This is a genomic window from Micromonospora noduli (assembly GCF_003264365.1).
Lineage (GTDB): Bacteria > Actinomycetota > Actinomycetes > Mycobacteriales > Micromonosporaceae > Micromonospora > Micromonospora noduli.
This window is the reverse complement of the sequence record NZ_PYAK01000001.1, coordinates 131,652-149,404: the sequence shown is the minus strand read 5'-3', so window position 1 is coordinate 149,404 and position 17,753 is coordinate 131,652. Positions and strand designations below refer to the sequence as shown.

Here is a 17,753-nt window from a genome sequence, read left to right as displayed (position 1 = left end):
CTGTAGGTATCGGCCGTCGGGTTCGATTGCCGCCGGACGTGGGCAATATGTCACAGCGCTGTGGGCATGCCCGGCGTCGCGGCGGCCGCGAGCACGTCGTCGCGGTCGAAAATGCGGGGCACGCCGAGCCCCGGTGCCACACACTCACCATCATGCTGTCATCGGTTCGTAGCGTCGCGGATCTGGCCGCTGCGCAGGCACAGGGTCATCAGGTCAAATTCCTGTTCTTCTGGGGGCACCAGCCCGAACGTGACGGTGGTGTCGGCGCAGGCTGCCTGAGTCAGTGGTGGCCGGCGCCGTTCACCGCCGACGACACGCGGTTCGCCACTGCGGAGCACTACATGATGTGGCGCAAGGCCACCCTGTTCGGCGACCGCGCGATGGCGAAACAGATCCTCGCCGCGCCGCATCCCCACGCCGCGAAGGTGCTGGGAGGACGCGTCGCGGGTTTCGATCAGCAGACCTGGAGTGAACACCGCTTCGCGATCGTGGTGGCCGGCAACCTCGCGAAATTCGATCAGCACCCCGCGCTCCGGGCGTTTCTGCTGGCTACCGGGCTGCGAGTCCTCGTGGAGGCCAGCCCGGTCGACCGGATCTGGGGCATCGGCCTGAACCGCGACGATCCGGCTGCTGGCGACCCCGCCTGTTGGCGAGGGCTCAACCTGCTGGGCTTCGCGCTCATGCAGGTGCGTGAGGCGCTCGAGGATCAAGGTCGGCAGGGGACGGTTCCGGCGTGACTCCCGGCTTCGCCGGACGTCCGGTCATCTTCCTTGATGTGGACGGACCACTGATCCCGTTCAAGGCCCGACCGGTTGGCCAGAGAAGTCCGTCGGGCGGCACCGCCAAGCGGCAGACGGAAAACACCGGCAATCCCCTCCTTGATCGTCTCAACCCGGATGACGGTCGTCGGCTGCTCGCCTTGGAGGGCGAGTTGGTCTGGGCAACGACGTGGATGGCGGAGGCGAACGAGGTCGTCTCCCCCCGGCTCGGGCTTCCGGACCTGCCCGTCGTCGATTGGCCGGACGACGACGAGGGGACGGGGCGTGGCCTGCACTGGAAGACCGCGTTCCTGACCCAGTGGGCAGCAGGAGGCCCCTTCGTGTGGTTTGACGACGAGATCACCGACGCCGACCGCCGATGGGTGAGGGCTCACCACCCGGCGCGGGCGCTGCTGCACCGCGTTGACCCGTACACGGGCCTGACCGAGGCGGACTTCGCCGCCATCCATCGATGGCTTCAGGACGGTGATGGCACGGTCTGACCGGGACTGTGGATGACGGGTGGCGTGACCGGGGTCGCGGGGGAGCGGCCGCGGTCGATCCCTTGACACTCGTAGATGCGATCGCTAACACTTGTCCGCAACGCGAACTTAACGAACCGAACACATTGTGCCTGTGGTCGTGTGACGCGCCAGGGGCACGGCGTGTGGACACTCCACCCCGTCGCCAAGGCCGCCCAAGCCTGAGCCCGGATACCGCCTGCTCTTGTTAACGCTAACATAGACGATCTTGCGAGAGGGGCGGGATGGTGATCCGGTCGGGAGCATCGACGATGCGTCTACGTGCCCTCCTCTTGCTCTCCGCCGTGGCCGCCGCAGCTGTCCTGGTGGTGGCCGACCGGCCGGCGCATGCCGCCACGCTGCCGACCGGCGCGGTCTCGCTGGAGGCGGTCAACCAGGCCGGACGGTACGTGCGACACATCGACTATCTCGGTCAACTCGACCCGGTCACCTCGAGCAGCGGCAACCAGACCAAGCTCGACGCCACCTTCACGGTGGTCAACGGTCTGGCGTCGCCGACCTGCTACTCGTTGCAGACCAGGACGGGCATGTTCCTGCGGCACCGCGACTACCGGCTCCGGGTCGATCCGAACACCGGTGACGCGGCGTTCCGGGCCGACGCCACCTTCTGTGCCGTGGAGGGTTCGGTCAGCGGATCGGTGGCGCTCGCCTCGTACAACTACCCGAGCCGGCGGATCCGACACCGCGACTTCGCACTCTGGCTCGACGCCTACCAGGACACGGCCGTGTTCCGTGCGGACAGCGCCTTCCGCCTCGTCGCTCCCTGGGCGCCCAGGACCACCAAGGGCCCGGTGATTCCGGGCCTCTTCGCCGACCCGCACCTCACGGTGTTCAACGGCCGCTACTACCTGTACCCGACCACCGACGGCTACGCGAGCTGGGCCGGCACCTACTACAAGGCGTTCTCCTCGACCGACCTGGTCAACTGGACCGACCACGGCGTGATCCTCGACCACGGTCCGGACGTCTCCTGGGCGGACAACTCGGCCTGGGCGCCGGCGGTGGCCGCCGCCAACGGCCGCTACTACCTGTACTTCAGCGGCGGCGCGGCCAGCGGCAACACCGCCAAACAGCTGGGCGTGGCGGTGGCCGACAGCCCCACCGGGCCGTTCCGCGACGCGCTGGGCCGGCCGCTGATCCGCAGCGACCAGTTCTCCGGCGGACAGACGATCGACCCGATGGTGTTCACCGACGACGACGGCCAGTCCTACCTGTACTGGGGACAGGGTGTCGCGCGGGCGGTGCGGTTGAACGCCGACATGGTCTCCTTCGAAGCGACGCAGGCGCGGGTCATCACCCCGTCGGGCTACAACGAGGCGCCGTTCGTGTTCAAGCGCAACGGCCTGTACTACTTCATGTGGTCCGAGAACGACACCCGCAGCGAGGACTACCGGGTCGCCTACGCCACCGGCTCCTCACCCCTCGGGCCCTGGACAAGGCGCGGCGTGGTGCTGCAGAAACGCCTCGACGTCGGCATCAAGGGCACCGGTCACCACTCCGTGGCCCGGGCACCCGGCAGCGACACCTGGCACATCGCCTACCACCGCTTCGCCGTACCGACCGGCAACGGCACCAACCGCGAGACCGCCATCGACCGGATGGAGTTCAGCACCGACGGCACCATCCGGCCCGTTGTGCCGACGCTCTAGCTGACTGGTAAGCCCCTGCGCGAAGGAGAGAGACACATGTCGAGAGTCCTCGCCCGGCTCTGCGCGGTTGCGGTGGCCGCGAGCCTGCTGTTCACCACCTGGTCGGCGGCGACGCCGAAGGAGGCGGCCGCGCTCGACCCGACCGTCGGCTACCTGATGGCGCACTTCACCGGCGAGTCGTCGACCGACCAGCAGATCTACTTCGCCCACAGCACCGACGGCCTACGCTGGACCGACCTCAACAACGGTGGGCTCGTGCTGCGGTCCACAGTCGGCACCCGCGGCGTCCGCGACCCCGCCCTGGTCCGCTCGCCGGCCGGCGACCGGTACTGGATCATCGCCACCGACCTGTGCATCGGCTGCGGTCAGGACTGGTCGACCGCGATCAACAACGGCAGCCGCAACCTCGTCGTGTGGGAGTCCACCGACCTGGTCAACTGGTCGGCGCCGTGGCTGCTGAACGTCGCCAGCGCAATTCCAGACGGACGCAACGCCTGGGCGCCCGAGGCGATCTGGAACCCGGCCACCGGCGACTACGTCCTCTACTGGGCGACGAACGTCCCGCTCAACGGCGCGACCAAGCACCGCATCTACTACGCGCGCACGGCGAACTTCCGCAGCGTCACCACACCGCAGCCCTACGTCAACCGGCCGGGAAACCAGGAGATCATCGACACCCAGATCGTCGAGGTGCCGGCCGGAGTCGGCGCCTACCGCTACGTCCGGGCCTCCCGGGACGGCCAGATCGCCATCGAAGGCAGCAACTCCATCCTCGGCACCTGGACCAGCCTCGGAAACCTCTCCGGCATCGGGCTGACCGGCGCGCAGGTCGAAGGCCCGATGTGGATGAAAATGAACACCCGCAACGAGTGGTTCCTCTACCTCGACCAGTACTCCAGCGGGCGCGGCTACCTGCCGGTCCTGACCACCGATCCATCGAGCCCGGGCAGCTACCGCCTGCCGGCGTCCGGCTCGTACGCGATGGGCGGCACCAAGAAACGGCACGGTTCGATCCTCAACCTGACCGCTGCCGAGCAGAACCGGGTGCTCACCCGCTGGCCCGCCACCGCGGTCAACCGGATCCAGTCGTACAACTTCCAGGACCGGTACGTGCGGCACTACGACTACGACGTCCGCATCGACCCGAACGTCAGCCCTGCCCAGGACGGCCAGTGGCGGCTGGTGCCCGGCCTGGTCGGCTCCGGCACCGTCTCCATCCAGTCGGTCAACTACCCGGGCCACTACCTGCGCCACTACGGATACGACTTCCGGCTGGAAGCCAACGACGGCACCGCCACCTTCGCCGCCGACGCCACCTTTCGGCAGGTCGCCGGCCTCGCCAACTCGTCGTGGACGTCGTTCCAGTCCTACAGCCACCCGGACCGCTACCTCCGGCACTACAGCTACCTGCTCCGACTCGACCCGGTGTCCGACGCGCAGAGCCGTGCCGACGCCACCTTCCGCGTGACCAGCTGAACCTGGTCCCTCTCCGAGGAGTTTCGACTGTGGCACTACATCGACGGGTGCTCTGCGCCCTGGTGGCCGCGTTGACGGCGATGGTTGGCGTAGTCGCCGTCGCGTCGTCGCCGGCCACTGCCGCCACCAACCAGTTCCGCGGCATGAACTGGGCCATGTTGGGTGACAACTTCAAGACCAGCCCGCTCGTCGTGCAGGGCCTGAGCATGTCCGACAGCAACGCAACCGTGCGGGCCAAGGCCAATGCCCTCTACGACGACATGGCCTCCACCATGGGGGTCAACACCATCCGACTGCCCATCAACACCCACACGGTGGGGACGGCCTGGTGGGAGGCGTACCGAGGTGCCATCGACGCGGCCACCGCCCGCGGCTTCAAGGTCATCCTCGCCTACTGGGAGGACGGTGCCGCCTCCGGCGGCAGGATCACGAACCTCGCCGCGTGGAACGCGATGTGGTCCACAGTGACCAACACGTACGGCACGAACACCAACGTCTACTTCGAGCCGATGAACGAGCCGCACGGCTACAGCTCGGCGGAGTGGCGCAACGTCGCCGCCAACTGGCTCAGCTACCACTACTCGGCGGTGCCCGGCCGGGTGCTGATCGGCGGCACCGGCTTCAGCCAGGACCTGCGCGACATCTGCAACGACAGCCGCTTCAACTCGACGCTGCTGTCCTTCCACTACTACGCCTTCTTCTACGGCGCGATGACCTACGACGCCTTCCGCAGCCACATCCAGGCGCGCCTCGGCAACTGCGCCTCCCGCGCGGTCGCGACCGAGTTCGGCGCACCGATGAACGACGGTCGCAACTACGCCGACGCGGGCAGCACCGACAACTTCGTGCGCTACATCCGGGCCATGGCCCAGGTCATGCGGGACAACCAGATGGGTGGCACCTATTGGCCCGCCCTCGGCGGCAAGACCGGCACCATCGGCTACGACTGGTACTCGATGTTCGCCCTCAGCGGCAGCGGCACCGACCTCAACCTGACGGTCCGTAACACCTCCGGCGCGGACCGGATCCGGTACGCGTGGGGCGACACCGTCGGCGGTGGCCCGACGACACCCCCGCCATCGACGGGGACGTTCTACCGGATCGACGTGCGGCACAGCGGCAAGGCCATGGACGTCCAGCAGCCGAACACCGACAACGGCGCGCGCGTCGGCCAGTACACGTACGGCGGTGGTGCGTGGCAGCAGTGGCAGTTCCAGGACGCCGGCAGCGGCTACTGGCGCATCGTCAGCCGGCACAGCGGAAAGTGCCTCGACGTGGTGAGCGCATCGACCGCCGACGGCGCCGAGCTCGTCCAGTACACCTGTGGCACCGGCACCAACCAGCAGTTCCAGATGGTCGCCAACGGCGGTTACTTCCAGCTCCGGGCACGACACAGCAACAAGTGCGTGGACGTGCCGGCCGCGGCGACAGCGGACGGAGTGGTCCTCAAGCAGTATTCGTGCAACTCCGGCACCAACCAGCAGTGGTCCCGCACGGCCGTCTGACGGTCGCTCCGACCTGACGGCCGATTCACCGTGGCCTTCCCGAGCCGGACAACGACGGGTTGCATGTCGGCAATCCGTCGTTGTCCGGGCGGCGGGCGGCTCCGTAGCGTCGCGACTACGGACCGATGCCCAGCGGAAGGACCCCTCGTGACCGAAATCGTCGCTCCGCAGCTCGTCGTGAACAGCAGAATGATCTACTTCGGTTGGCTGCCGGCCGACCCCGACGCGGTGGCCGCCCTGGTGCCCGACGGGCTCCGGCCGGCACCGAACCACCAGGTCTTCATGAACCAGTACGTCGTCGACGACGACGGGCAGACCTCTGGCTTCGGCGCCTACTCCCTGACGTACATCGGTCCGGACCTCTCCGGGGTCGACGCCCCCGACGGTGTCACGCCCGGCCGCTGGTGGACGCAGTACGTCAACTCCAGCCCGGTTGTCCGGGCGTACGCCACCGCCCGGGGCGTGCCGGCCTCGCCGGGAAGGACCACTATCGAGGTACGGGGGCAACGGCTGATCGCGACCACCGAGGCGGACGGCGTGCCCGTGATCAGGACGACGGCCCGCGTCGGGCGCACCGGCGACGCCGTCAACCGGGGCCAGCTGCGCTACCTCACCCGGCTCGACGGCAGGCTGCTCAGCGGCAACTACCCCTTCGTGGCGGAGCCGGTCGACCCGTTCGAGGTCGAGTCGCTGGAGTTCCTCGAGCCCGACCATCCGGTGTACGCGCTGCGTCCGGCCGATCCGCTGGAGATCGTCTGGGGCTTCTACTCACCACGCGCGTCGTTCGCCTACCCGGGCGGCGAGTCGGTACTCGACTGAGCCCGTACCTCTGAAGGTCTCCGCGACGAACGGCAGTGTGGGATCGGCGAGCCGGCGGTGACAGCGTTTGCGCTGTCACCGCCGGCGTGGCCCACGCAGCGGCAGCTACGGCAGTGGACGGCCGAGGCGGGCACAGGTAGGGGTTCCGTAGGTTCCGCCCGTGTAGGCGGGGAACTTCAGGGAGGCGCGTGACTGCGGCCCGAACTGGCCGTCCGCGCTGATGCCCGCCTTGCTCTGGGCGAACTTCAGCGCGTTGAAGGTCAGTTGACCGAACGCCCCGTCATCGCTGAGCAGCGTCTTGCCGGCGGGTGCGAGGTAGCAGTCGTTCAGGGCCCACTGGAGGGCCACCGTGCCCGGCCCGCCGTCGCCCCAGACCAGCGAGCACGGCAGGACGCCGTACTTGCCGACCGGCGCGGCAACCCGATAACCCGCCTGGTTGCTGACGACGTCGTAGGACTCGCATTCCGGTTGACTGCGAGCGTGGGCGGGGCTGGCGGTGACGAGCGTGCCCGCGAGCACGGTCATGAGCAATGCGATTAGTGTTGCCATCCGCTTCATTGAGTTCTCCTTCATCGCAGTGTCGTCCGACTGCCCGGGGCCCCCGTCGGGCTGCTCCCCGGGTGGTCGGACTCCTCGGCGGACACCCACCGCAAGGCTTGTGTCCTGGAGTCAGGCTGGTGCGGGGCGAGGTTGTCCGACAGGGCGGCGGCACCGGACAAACAACGTCGGACAATTCTTCGGACGTCTGCGCGGCTCAGTCAGCGATTCGGCGGTGTGCCGCAGGAGGGCTTGTACGGTTCTGATGGGATGTGTGTCGCCCACTCCTGCCGGGTCAGCTCACGGCCGGCCGTGGCGCAGATCTGGGCCCTGGCGGCGCGGAGATCGAACGACCAGCGGATGATTCGGCCGTCCTCGGCGCCGGAGATGAGAGTTCCGGCGGCAGTGAAGGCGAGCCCGCGGACTCTCGCGCCGTGGCCGCTGAGGGTCGCAACGCGTTGCTGGGTGGCGGTGTCCCAGACGGCGATGGTGCGGTCGTCGCCAGCGGACGCGATCCTGCGGCCGTCGCGGCTGAAGGCAAGAACCTGGACGGGCGCGGTGTGGCCGTGCAGAATGGCGAGTTCGCTGCCGGTCGCGGCGTCCCAGAGCTTGACGGTACGGCTGTCGCCGGCGGTCGCGAGCAGAGCTCCGTCCGGGCTGATCGCGATGTCCTGCACTGTGCCCTGCTGGCTTTTCACTCGGCTGAGAAGTTTGCCGGTGGTGACGTCCCACGTGTTGACGAAGCCGCCGACGCTCGCGCCCAGGAGGCGGCGGCCGTCCGGGCTGAAGGCCAGCGACGTGACGATCTGCGTCGGGAACCTGGCCGTGATGTCGGTCGGGTCGTTGATGTCGCCGACGTCCCAGATGAAGGGGCCGAGCGTGGCGGCTGCGACGAGACGGCCACCAGGATCGAAGGCGACGTCCGTGGAGGCACCGATTCCCTTGGACACGATCGGTCGGGTGGCGTGCCGTCGACGTTGGAGATCCCAGATCGTGATGATGTTGTTCCGGGTCACGGCGGCGAGCCGGAGCCCGTCGGGGCTGAACGCGACGGCCTGCACCTCGTCTGCGTGCCCGGCGAGGGCAGCCACGTGTCTACCGTCGGTGTCCCAGAGACGGACCGTGCCGTCGCTGCCCGCCGAGGCGACACGGCTGCCGTCCGGGCTGATCTTCAGGTCTTTGACCTGGGCTGCGAAACCGCTGAACGGGGCATCCGCCAAATTGTGGAGCACGATGGTTCCGTTGAAGCCGGCGGAGGCGAGCATCGCCCCGTCCCGGCTCAGGGCGACGGACACCGTCTCGGTGCGGCCCCGGTCCTGAAAGGTCTGCAGGGACTCGCGGCGTCGCACGTCCCAGATGGTGATCGCGCCGTTCTCGTCGGCCACGGCGAGCATGCTGTCGGTGGGCGCGGAGATCGTCCATGCGTAGCGGCCGGCCAGCGGTAGCGGCGGAAGGCGGACGGGCTGGCCGCTCGCAAGATCCCACAGGTACACCCCGCGGTCGTCGGCGGAACCCGCGAGGACATACCCCGAGGGACCGAAGGCGACCGAGAAGACATGCTCGGCGGGCAGTCTGGCGAACAGCACGCCGGTCGCCACACGCCAAGCGGCCGGGTGCTCCACCCCGTCGCTGGAGACGAGGATCGTGCCGTCGTGGCTGAACGTGAGCGATCTGACCGGACTCCGGTGCTCGCGGAGCAGGGTGCGAGTTGTGGTCCGCAGATCGTAGAGGGCGATGTCGCCGGCACGGCCGGCGTTCGCGTCGGTGCCGGGGCCGCCGGTGAGACCGACGGCGAGCTTGGTCCCGTCGGGGCTGAAGGCCATCCCCGACCCGAGGTTGCTCTCCGTCAACCGGGTCGTCTGTTGGCGCGTCGCTACGTCCCAGATGATGATGGACCTGTCGATCCCGACGGAGGCGAGCAGCCTTCCGTGGTCGGCGAAGGCCAGGTCGGCGGTCCGACCGGTGTGGCCGGAGAGGGTGGCGAGCCGCGCACCGCGTGCGGGGTCCCACAATCCGATGGTGCCGTCGCCGGCCGCGGAGGCCAACAGGGAATGGTCCGGGTTGAACGCGACCGTGTAGATGGACGGCCCGCCGACGTTGAGCTCGGTGCGGCGGGGCGCGGCAGCCGCGCTGAGCACACTGCCCTGGGTCTCGGTGTTCGAGTTGAGGTGGTCGGCCTCGACGGCCAGCAGGCCGGCCAGCTCGGAATCGGTGGCGAGCAGGGATCGGGCTTGCAGCGACAGTTCACCGGAGAGCGTGGCCACCTGCTGTCGGCGGGTGTCCTGGCGTTGTCGTACCGCGACGCCGCCACCCAACAGGGCGAGGACGAGCAGCGTGGATATGCCTGCCACGAAGCGCTTGAACAGGCGGGCCTGACGCCGGGCGGCGTTCTGCTCGGATTCGGCGAGAGCGGAGCTGGCGTGCAGGAACGAGCTTTCGAGTTCGTTGAGCTCCTCCGGATGGTCCTCGGCCAGGGCTTGCGCGCCCAGGAGTTGGGTTCCCCGGTACAGGGCTCCGGCATCACGGTGGAGCGTCGCCCAGGTGTGCGCGGCTTCGGTGAGTCGCCGGTGGATCAGCAGGTTCGCGCGGCCATCGGTCAGCCATCGGTGTAGCCGCGGCCAGGCCCGGATGAGTGCCTCATGGGCCACCTCCACCGTGCCGTCGCCCATGACCACCAGACGGGATTCGGCCAGCTTGTCCAGAACTCGGGCAGTGACAGCCTCGTCGGCGATACCGTCGAGTTCGGTACGCGTGATGCGCCGCCGGGTGTCCTCGGTGCCGTCGCCCAATGCGGTGAGCCGTAGGAAGACCCGGCGAGCGGCTTGTTGCTCGGCTGACCCGAAGTCGCCATAGGCCCGCTCGGCAGTCTGGGCGATTGCCCCGCGCATACCGCCGCTCGCCTGATAGGCCGTCAGGGTGAGGGTCTCCCCGGTGCGTCGCTGCCACGTCTCGAGGAGCGCGTGCGAGACGAGCGGCAACGCGCCCGGCTCGTCGGCGGCATCGGCGAGCACCGTGCTGACCAGGTCGGCTTCGACGGCCATGCCGACCTGGGCGGCGGGTCGGATGATGATCTCCCGCAGGTCGGTGGAGCTCACCGGCCGCACCAGGAGGTACGCCTCGTCGTCCAGCGCTGCGGCGAGGTTCGGGTACTGCATGAGGTGGGCGAGGAAGTCGGCGCGTACCCCGAGCACCACAGCGGTGCGGCGGTCGGGCCCGTGCGCGGCGTCCAGCAGCGCCTCGACGAACCGGCGGCGTTCCGCATTGTCGGGGCAGAGTGTGAACACCTCCTCGAACTGGTCCACCACCAGCAGCGCGCGGGCCTGCGGCGGGCCGCCGGCCAGTGCGCTGCGCACCGCGATGTCGAGCGCCGCGGGATCCGCCGCCAGGTCCTTCCGGATCTCTGGGGCATCCTGGCCGGTCACCTTCGCGACCTCGGCGGCCAACGCCTCCAGCGGGCGTTCGGTCGGCGTCAACAACATGGTCTGCCACCGCTGCGCGAGCCCACGGTCGGCGGCGATGGCTCCCAGCAGACCGGCGCGCAGCAACGAGGACTTGCCGCTTCCGGAAGCCCCGACAACCGCGGTCAGGCACCGCCGATCGACCCGTGCCAGCAGCCGTTCGACCAACTCCCTACGGCCGAAGAACAGCTCCGCCTGCTCGGGCTGGAATGCCGTCAGCCCTTGATACGGGCAGCGCTGCGCGGTGGTCTCGGCGGTACCGGAGGCGACCGCCGCTTCGGCGATGGCCGACCACCGTGCCCGCCACTCGGCCGGGTCGCCGCCACAGGCCTGGACGTACCCGAGCGTCACCTCCAACGACGGCAGCCGGTCACCTTCGCCGCGTCCGCCAACGTGCTTGCCGAGTAGTGCGCGCGCCGAGCCAGGAGCCGATAGCTCGGGTTGCCCGCGTGCTCCCGCAACTGTCGCAGCTGCCACGCCAACCGTTGCACCGGGCCTGCCGCCGGGTCCACGGGCTTTTCCGGACGGCCCAATACCCACCCACCTCCGCATACTGGGCCGTAACTCTCGCCGCGCGACCATGGCGAGCTTCGGCACGGGCGCCCTTCGGTTCGGGCCAGAAGAAGTATCCAGTTCCGGCGATGCGGTTGCGGCCTGGGGTTCGGTCCGCGCCGGCAGGCAGCAGGTAACGACCGTCCCATCCGAGCGGGGGAACACTCGCCTGGCCCTGGCGTTGCGCTACCGTCAAGGAGCACACCCCGGCGTCGATCAGTCCGCGTCCCGGCGGCCATCGATGGCCCGTAGGACCCCACCAGATCCAAGGAGAACCCGATGCCGGAGCCTGAGCCCGCCCAAGACGACCCCGCGGTGGCTGCCGACACCCCGACAGCGGCCGACACCGAGACCGAGACCGACCCGCCTGCCGTTCCCGCGAATCGGGCTGCCCGACGCGCGAAGGGCAAGGTCGCCTCGCCTCAACCGCATGGAAAGGGTCAGCACCTCGGCGGCCGGGGCTCGGTCCAGAGCCCTCGCCAGTATGGTAACCGCCGTAGCGGTTGATCAGCAGATCCGCTGCGACGCTCGCGATCTCGACCCGCCCGGCCCGGAACCTCTGCGCCGTTTCAGCACCTGCGTTCTTGCTGCGGCGTGAGCCGACCGTGCACAGTGGAATCCGGAAGCCGGCGTACGTCGGCTTTGTCGGCGACCACGGGTACGGTTTCGGTGCTCGACACGTACGGGCATCGGCGGCACGTCGTCGGGTCGGAAGCGGCCAACCCGGTGGCGGCGGCCGTGGGAGGGAGCGATGGTGGCGCAGCGCAGAGCACTGGTGGTTCGGGGCGGTTGGGAGGGGCACCAGCCGGTCAAGGCGACCGAGTTGTTCCTCCCCTTCCTCGAACGTAGCGGCTATGCCGTACGGGTCGAGGAGTCGACAGAGATCTACGCCGACGCCGCCGAGATGGCCGAGACCGACCTCGTCGTGCAGTGCATGACGATGTCGCAGATCACCGCGGACCAGGTGGCCGGCCTCAGCGCGGCGGTCGTCGCCGGCACGGGCTTCACCGGCTGGCACGGCGGCATCGTGGACGCGTTCCGCGCGTCATCGGAATACCTGCACCTGGTGGGCGGCCAGTTCGCGACCCATCCGGGCTTGGAGCCGTGTGAGCGTCACGGCGGCCCGGAGGACAACTTCCTGCCGCACACGGTGCGCATCACCGACCTCGGCCGGGAGCACCCGATCACCGCGGGCATCGAGGACTTCGACCTGGTCACCGAACAGTACTGGGTGCTGCACGACGACCTGATCGACGTACTGGCCGTCACCACCCACCCGACGCAGGCATGGCACCCGTGGCACCGGCCGGTCACCTCGCCGGCGATCTGGACCCGACTGTGGGGTGCCGGACGCGTCGTCGTGACGACCCCCGGCCACAGCCTGGACGTGCTGGAGCACCCGGGCGTCCGTACCGTCATCGAGAGGGGAATGGTGTGGGCGACCCGCACCGCGTCGGCGTCGTAGGTCTCGGGTTCATCTCCCGCGCGTACCTGGACACACTCGCGGACCACCCCGAGGTGAGCATCGCCGCGGTGGCCGACCTCGACGCCTCCCGGTCGGCCGCGGTCGCGGCCACGATTCCCGGGGCCGAGGCGATGAGCGTCGAGCGCCTGCTCGCCCGCCCGGACGTGGGGACGGTGCTCAACCTCACCATCCCCGCGGCGCACGCGGACATCTCGCTGGGCGCGATCGACGCCGGCAAGGACGTGTACGTCGAGAAGCCGCTCGCCGTGACGTTCCCGGACGGCCGCGCGATCATCGAGCGCGCCGCGTCGGCCGGCGTCCGCGTCGGTTGCGCGCCGGACACCGTTTTGGGTACGGGTACGCAGACGGCGCGGGCGGCGATCGACGGCGGGCTCATCGGACGCCCCATGTCCGCATCGGCCGTCATGGTCACTCCGGGGCACGAACGCTGGCATCCCAACCCTGACTTCTACTACGCACCCGGCGGCGGCCCGATGCTGGACATGGGGCCGTACTACATCTCAGCGCTCATCCACCTGCTCGGGCCGGTCCGGGCGGTGACCGGAGCCGCCAGCCGCCTGCGCGCCGAGCGCGTCATCGGCTCGGGCCCGCGCACCGGCGAGCGAATCCCGGTGGGGGTGGACACCCACCTCACCGGCGTCCTCGAGCACGCCAACGGTGCGCTCTCCACCATCACGACGAGCTTCGACGGCGTCCGGACGACTGCCGTACCGATCGAGGTGCACGGGGAGGCCGGCTCGCTCGCCGTACCCGATCCGAACTACTTCGACGGCGAGGTCCGTCTCTTCCCGCTCGGTGGCACCGAATGGCGCGCCCTCGAACCGCAGGCTGGTTACGCCAAGGGTTCCCGGGGCATCGGTCTGATCGACCTTGTCAGGGCCGACGATCAGCGTCCGCCGCGCGCCGGCGGCGACGTCGCGCTGCACGTGCTCGAAACGATGACCAGCCTGCTCCGGTCGGCGGCGGAAGGCCAGCGGATCGAGCTGACGACCGTGGCGCAGCGACCCGCGCCGGTTCCGCTCACTCCGGTCGAGGCCTGGAAGGCGTACGACGCGAACCGACGCTGAAGAGAGCCAGACAGGGCCGAGACGCCTCGGCTTCCGGAAAGGGCGCGCTGACGCTGGTGGATGGTCAGCCTGGTAGGCCGAAGTGGTGGGTGAGCGAGGCGCGCAGCGTGGCGGCGTTCCCGGCGGACCATGCGATGAAGCAGTCGGGGCGTATGAGCAGGGCGGTCGCCGTCGTGCCCTCCAGTGAGCCGGTGACCACGTCGACCCGGTCTCGCCATGGTGCGGCAATCCCGGCGTGGGCACCCGTGGAGTCCAGCAGCAGTGGCCGGGCGGTGCGGGTCAGCTCGGCGAGGCGTGTCGCGCCGTGGTCGGCGTGCACGACCACGTCGGGGGCCCAGCGGCCGGCCAACGGGTCGGTGGGGTCGGCGGGGTAGCTGATGTCCGCGCCGGACATCAGCGCCGCGATGTGCCCGGTCACCTCCGGCTTGCGCAGCAGTTCGGCGAAGAGTTCCCGCAATCCGCTGATCTCGTCGCCGGGGCCGATGAGGGCCGACTGCGCCTGGGTGGACATGACGACCCGTTCGGCGACGGGGCGACGTTCGCTTTCGTACGTGTCGAGCAGACCCTGCGGTGCCCAGCCGCGTACCGTTGCGGCGAGCTTCCAACCCAGGTTGACCGCGTCCTGCAGGCCCAGGTTGAGGCCGGGGCCGCCCATTGCGGGGTGCACGTGCGCGGCGTCGCCAACCAGCAGCACCCGGCCGGCGCGGTAGCGGGCGGCGATGCGGGTGTTGCGGCCGGTCAGTCGCCGCAGCAGGCCGGGGCCGTCAGGCGCGCCGAAGGGGATGTCGGCACCGAGCACCCGGGCGACGCTGGCGCGGAGCTCCGCCAGGGTCATCGGGGTCTCGTCGTTCGTTGGCGTGTCGGGCCACTCCGTCGTGCTCAGGATCGCCGGGCGGCCGGGGAACGGGGCCCAGGCGATCAGGCCACGCGCGGTGCGGGTGTGCTGGAACGGCGCGACGACGCCGTAGCCGGGGACGCGCAGGCCGCCCGTTTCGGGGTCGAGGGATGGCCCGGGCACGGTCACGGTGGCGGTGCGGGAGATCGACCTGTCGTTGGTGACACCGGGGAAGTCGATGCCGGCGAGGCGGCGCACGGCGCTGCGGCCGCCGTCGGCTCCGACGACGAAACGACTGGTGAGCTGCGTACCGTCGGCGAGGTTGACCTCGACCGCGTCGGGGCGTTGGCGGAGGTCGACGACCTCGTGGCCGCGGCGCAGGTCGACTCCGAGCTCGGCGGCTCGGGCGGCGAGACCGGCCTCGAGCTGGGCTTGCGGCACGCCGAGCACGTAGTGCGGGTTCTCCGCGAGCATCGTGAGATCCAGCGGGAACGCGCCGAAGGTGAAGGCCGGTTGGGGGGCCGGTGGGGTGCTCTCTCCGCTGAGCCGCGCGTAGAGGCCGCGCCGGTCGAGCAGGCGGACGACCTGGCCCACGAGCCCGTTGGCGCGCGGCTCGCCGGTGGGCGTGGCGTGGCGTTCGAGGACGAGGGGGTGCACGCCGGCGAGGGCCAGTTCGCAGGCGAGCATGAGGCCGTTGGGGCCGGCTCCGACGATGATGACATCGATCATGGTCGTGGTTCCTTCGGGGTGTGCGTCATCGCCACGGCAGGTGCGGCACGTGGCCGGCCCGCCGCGGGAGTGGGACGCGGCTGGAGACGTGGGTGAGGTGGTGACGTGGGTGGGGTGGTGCCCTGCGAGGGGGCGGAGCCTCAGCGGGGTGGGGCCGGGAGGCCGGCGGCGACCTGGGTGAAGGCGTCGGTGATGAGGCGTTCGATCGGGGCGGGTGGGTCGGCGCTGTCGAGATAGTGCTGCATGGCGACGGCGACGGCGGCGCTGGCGGCGGCCGCGACGAGCCTCGGATACATGTCGGTGGCGAGGTCGGTGCCGGTGCGCTCGGCGACCGCGGCGGCAAGCTCCGCCTCGGCGAGGGCGGTGGCGCGCAGCCGTTCGCCCTGTAGCGCGGGTTCGGCGAGCATGGTGCGTACGCCGGCAACCCACTGGGCGTGGGAGGGGGAGGGCATCGCCTCGACCTCGGGGCCGCGCGTGAACTGCTCCAGCGAGGCCTGGGTGAGCGCCACCCAGAGCGGCTCGTCGGCGGGACGTTCGCGTAGCGCGGCGGCGGTGCGCAGGCTGCGGTCGAGGTGGCGGGAGGCGATCGCCTCGGCCTTGCTGGAGAAGTAGTTGTTGAAGGTGCGCGGGGAGACGCCGGCCGCCTCGGCGATGTCCTCGACGCGGACGTTGTCGTAGCCGTGCTCGGCGGTGAGGTGGATCGCAGCCCAACCGAGCGCCGCCCGCGTCTCGGCCTTCTTGCGCTCCCGTAGCCCCGTCATGCCACCACGCTAGCACTAATTGCGGGGCACGCAAATATGCGTGCCCCGCAAAATCTATCCCCCGCAGCGTGTGACAGCCCATCCCGCCCCGACACGTCACACACTGTCCGGTACGCCGTTTCCAACCCACCGCCGGACCTGATCGGCGGCTTGGTCGGCCACGGCATGCCCCAGAGGGCGAGTCAGCAGGTCACTCAACGCGAACATGTCAAGGACCCGCCCCACATAGGTCCAGTTCCGCACCAGGGGCAGGTCTGCGGGCTGCTGCTCGGCGAAGCCCGCCTGGAAGCCGTCCAAGAATCCGGCGGGGTAGTCAGCGCCGAACCGGGCCATGTTCGCAGCGTCGCCATACGGGCAACCGGAATAACTGAACTCCCAGTCGAGCAGCGCATCCACTCGCCAACCCCCGCCCACGCGGGAGACCAGGATGTTCTTCGGGTTGATGTCGGCATGTACGAGCCGAGTCTGACCGTCGATGCCTTCCAGTGCCGTCGCGTGAGCCGCGCACAACATCACCCAGGCACGACGCGTCTCGCCGTCGAGCCGGCCGTCGGGAACCGCAGCCATACACACCTCCGCGACCTCCACCAACTGCTGCGACCAGGGACGCTCCTCCTTGACGGTGAGATCCCCGTCCACGAAGAAACCTCGTCGGTCGAACGTCGCACCAGCGACTCGCGCGACGGCCCGTCCGACCTCGGCCCCCAGCTCACCCGCCTCCAACCGCCCAAGATCGCCCCTAGCGAGCACACCACTCAGCAAGACGCCGTCCACATACTCGATGACCATCGCGGGGCGCACTCGCCCGTCTCCGGCGGGCATGACCAACAAGACGTCCGGGACCGGCGCATACCGGCGGGCGACGTCCATGACCCCCGCCTCAACCGTCGGGTCGGTTCCTCCGAACCGGGCAACGACCCGACGGTCAGCAAGCGTGAGAAGGCAGGTCTCGTGAGAGAAACCGCCCGCCAACACCGATGTCGTCACGACCCTGCTACCCAGGGCCGCCGCGATCCCCTCAACTTCCTCGATCCGCATCGACCCAGTCAATCAAGACACCACGACACCCTCGGCGCTCATCCATCTGCTCAGCGCTGGCAGGCGTGCCAGGCTTCCGTGAGGTGGTCGGGTTGACAGGCGGAAGGGCCGGCCGGCACCGAGAATAGGAAGGTGGCACCCGCCTTCGTCCTGCACCACCACCGTAAACCGCGACCGCACTTCGACCTGCGGCTTGAGGAAGACGGCGTGCTGCGCTCGTGGGCGGTGCCCCGCGGTCTGCCGGACAGTCCCAGCGACAACCGGCTCGCGATCGCCGTGCCCGACCACGACCTCAATCACCTCACCTACGAGGACGTCGACAAGTCGATCGCCGACATCGGCACCTGGGAGGAGCACGATCGCACCGACCGGCGGATGCTGTTCACACTGCACGGCCGCGCCGGCCGCCGGCGATACGCGCTCATCCGCACCGGCGAGGGTTGGCTGCTGCACCTGACAAAAGAGCAGCCTCCGGACGACACCCGGGGTAGCGCGGGTGGACGGCGATGACGGTCAGCGAGACGCGGGCACAAGCCCTAGC

14 protein-coding genes are annotated in these 17,753 nt (G+C 69.6%); 9 read left to right on the top strand and 5 right to left on the bottom strand.

The genetic code is table 11. From position 1 onward, the window contains the following. Positions 1-152: 152 nt before the first annotated feature. The 6 genes from ybiA (at position 153) to GUI43_RS00605 (ending at position 6,749) form a co-directional block, all read left to right on the top strand. A complete protein-coding gene (gene ybiA, locus GUI43_RS00630; protein ID WP_112697419.1) occupies positions 153-737 on the top strand; it encodes a riboflavin biosynthesis intermediates N-glycosidase in 585 nt (194 codons plus the stop codon). Continuing rightward, complete coding sequence (locus tag GUI43_RS00625) at positions 734-1,261, top strand: HAD domain-containing protein (RefSeq protein ID WP_112697417.1); 528 nt, start codon at positions 734-736, stop codon at positions 1,259-1,261. The genes ybiA and GUI43_RS00625 overlap by 4 nt, the downstream gene beginning before the upstream one ends. A 290-nt stretch (positions 1,262-1,551) precedes the next feature. Continuing rightward, positions 1,552-2,949: a family 43 glycosylhydrolase gene (locus tag GUI43_RS00620; protein ID WP_211326619.1), complete on the top strand. Its 1,398-nt coding sequence runs from the start codon at positions 1,552-1,554 to the stop codon at positions 2,947-2,949. A gap of 36 nt (positions 2,950-2,985) precedes the next feature. Then, a complete protein-coding gene (locus tag GUI43_RS00615) occupies positions 2,986-4,425 on the top strand; it encodes a glycoside hydrolase family 43 protein (protein ID WP_112697415.1) in 1,440 nt (479 codons plus the stop codon). A 29-nt stretch (positions 4,426-4,454) separates the two neighbouring features. After that, a complete protein-coding gene (locus tag GUI43_RS00610; RefSeq protein ID WP_249037605.1) occupies positions 4,455-5,930 on the top strand; it encodes an RICIN domain-containing protein in 1,476 nt (491 codons plus the stop codon). Between the two features lie 147 nt (positions 5,931-6,077). Then, a complete protein-coding gene (locus GUI43_RS00605; protein WP_225855281.1) occupies positions 6,078-6,749 on the top strand; it encodes an acetoacetate decarboxylase family protein in 672 nt (223 codons plus the stop codon). A 105-nt stretch (positions 6,750-6,854) separates the two neighbouring features. Here GUI43_RS00605 and GUI43_RS00600 read toward each other — a convergent pair whose 3' ends face one another. Together GUI43_RS00600 and GUI43_RS34185 are read right to left on the bottom strand one after the other, a co-directional pair. Then, on the bottom strand, positions 6,855-7,307 hold the full coding sequence (locus GUI43_RS00600) for a peptidoglycan-binding domain-containing protein (RefSeq protein WP_170158633.1): 453 nt from the start codon (positions 7,305-7,307) through the stop codon (positions 6,855-6,857). 200 nt (positions 7,308-7,507) lie between these two features. Continuing rightward, complete coding sequence (locus GUI43_RS34185) at positions 7,508-11,461, bottom strand: nSTAND1 domain-containing NTPase (RefSeq protein ID WP_211326618.1); 3,954 nt, start codon at positions 11,459-11,461, stop codon at positions 7,508-7,510. A 586-nt stretch (positions 11,462-12,047) separates the two neighbouring features. Between GUI43_RS34185 and GUI43_RS00565 the strand changes: the two genes are divergently transcribed. Continuing rightward, the gene (locus tag GUI43_RS00565; RefSeq protein WP_208646477.1) at positions 12,048-12,761 is read left to right on the top strand and encodes a ThuA domain-containing protein; all 714 of its coding nucleotides are present in this window, start codon (positions 12,048-12,050) and stop codon (positions 12,759-12,761) included. Further along, positions 12,731-13,849: a Gfo/Idh/MocA family protein gene (locus GUI43_RS00560; protein WP_112697411.1), complete on the top strand. Its 1,119-nt coding sequence runs from the start codon at positions 12,731-12,733 to the stop codon at positions 13,847-13,849. Before GUI43_RS00565 ends, GUI43_RS00560 begins: the two co-directional genes overlap by 31 nt. A 64-nt stretch (positions 13,850-13,913) precedes the next feature. On the opposite strand, the gene GUI43_RS00555 is transcribed toward GUI43_RS00560, so the two are convergent. The 3 genes from GUI43_RS00555 to GUI43_RS00545 form a co-directional block, all read right to left on the bottom strand. After that, entirely contained in the window at positions 13,914-15,413 is a 1,500-nt protein-coding gene (locus tag GUI43_RS00555) for an FAD-dependent monooxygenase (RefSeq protein WP_112697409.1), read from the bottom strand. A 140-nt stretch (positions 15,414-15,553) separates the two neighbouring features. Beyond that, positions 15,554-16,174, bottom strand: coding sequence for a TetR/AcrR family transcriptional regulator (locus tag GUI43_RS00550; protein WP_112583497.1), 621 nt, complete (start codon positions 16,172-16,174; stop codon positions 15,554-15,556). 96 nt (positions 16,175-16,270) lie between these two features. Continuing rightward, positions 16,271-17,212 carry a phosphotransferase gene (locus GUI43_RS00545; protein WP_112697407.1) on the bottom strand — a complete coding sequence of 314 codons (942 nt, stop codon included), beginning with the start codon at positions 17,210-17,212 and terminating at the stop codon, positions 16,271-16,273. Positions 17,213-17,344: 132 nt separating this feature from the next. Here GUI43_RS00545 and GUI43_RS00540 point away from each other — a divergent pair, with 132 nt between their 5' ends. After that, positions 17,345-17,722 carry a DNA polymerase ligase N-terminal domain-containing protein gene (locus tag GUI43_RS00540; RefSeq protein WP_112697405.1) on the top strand — a complete coding sequence of 126 codons (378 nt, stop codon included), beginning with the start codon at positions 17,345-17,347 and terminating at the stop codon, positions 17,720-17,722. Positions 17,723-17,753: the final 31 nt, after the last annotated feature.

Coding starts and splice junctions, on each gene's coding strand:
- ybiA (WP_112697419.1), top strand. CDS start 153: ATGCTGTCATCGGTTCGTAGCGTCGCGGATCTGGCCGCTGCGCAGGCA.
- GUI43_RS00620 (WP_211326619.1), top strand. CDS start 1,552: ATGCGTCTACGTGCCCTCCTCTTGCTCTCCGCCGTGGCCGCCGCAGCT.
- GUI43_RS00615 (WP_112697415.1), top strand. CDS start 2,986: ATGTCGAGAGTCCTCGCCCGGCTCTGCGCGGTTGCGGTGGCCGCGAGC.
- GUI43_RS00600 (WP_170158633.1), bottom strand. CDS start 7,307: ATGAAGCGGATGGCAACACTAATCGCATTGCTCATGACCGTGCTCGCG.
- GUI43_RS00565 (WP_208646477.1), top strand. CDS start 12,048: ATGGTGGCGCAGCGCAGAGCACTGGTGGTTCGGGGCGGTTGGGAGGGG.
- GUI43_RS00555 (WP_112697409.1), bottom strand. CDS start 15,413: ATGATCGATGTCATCATCGTCGGAGCCGGCCCCAACGGCCTCATGCTC.
- GUI43_RS00550 (WP_112583497.1), bottom strand. CDS start 16,174: ATGACGGGGCTACGGGAGCGCAAGAAGGCCGAGACGCGGGCGGCGCTC.
- GUI43_RS00545 (WP_112697407.1), bottom strand. CDS start 17,212: ATGCGGATCGAGGAAGTTGAGGGGATCGCGGCGGCCCTGGGTAGCAGG.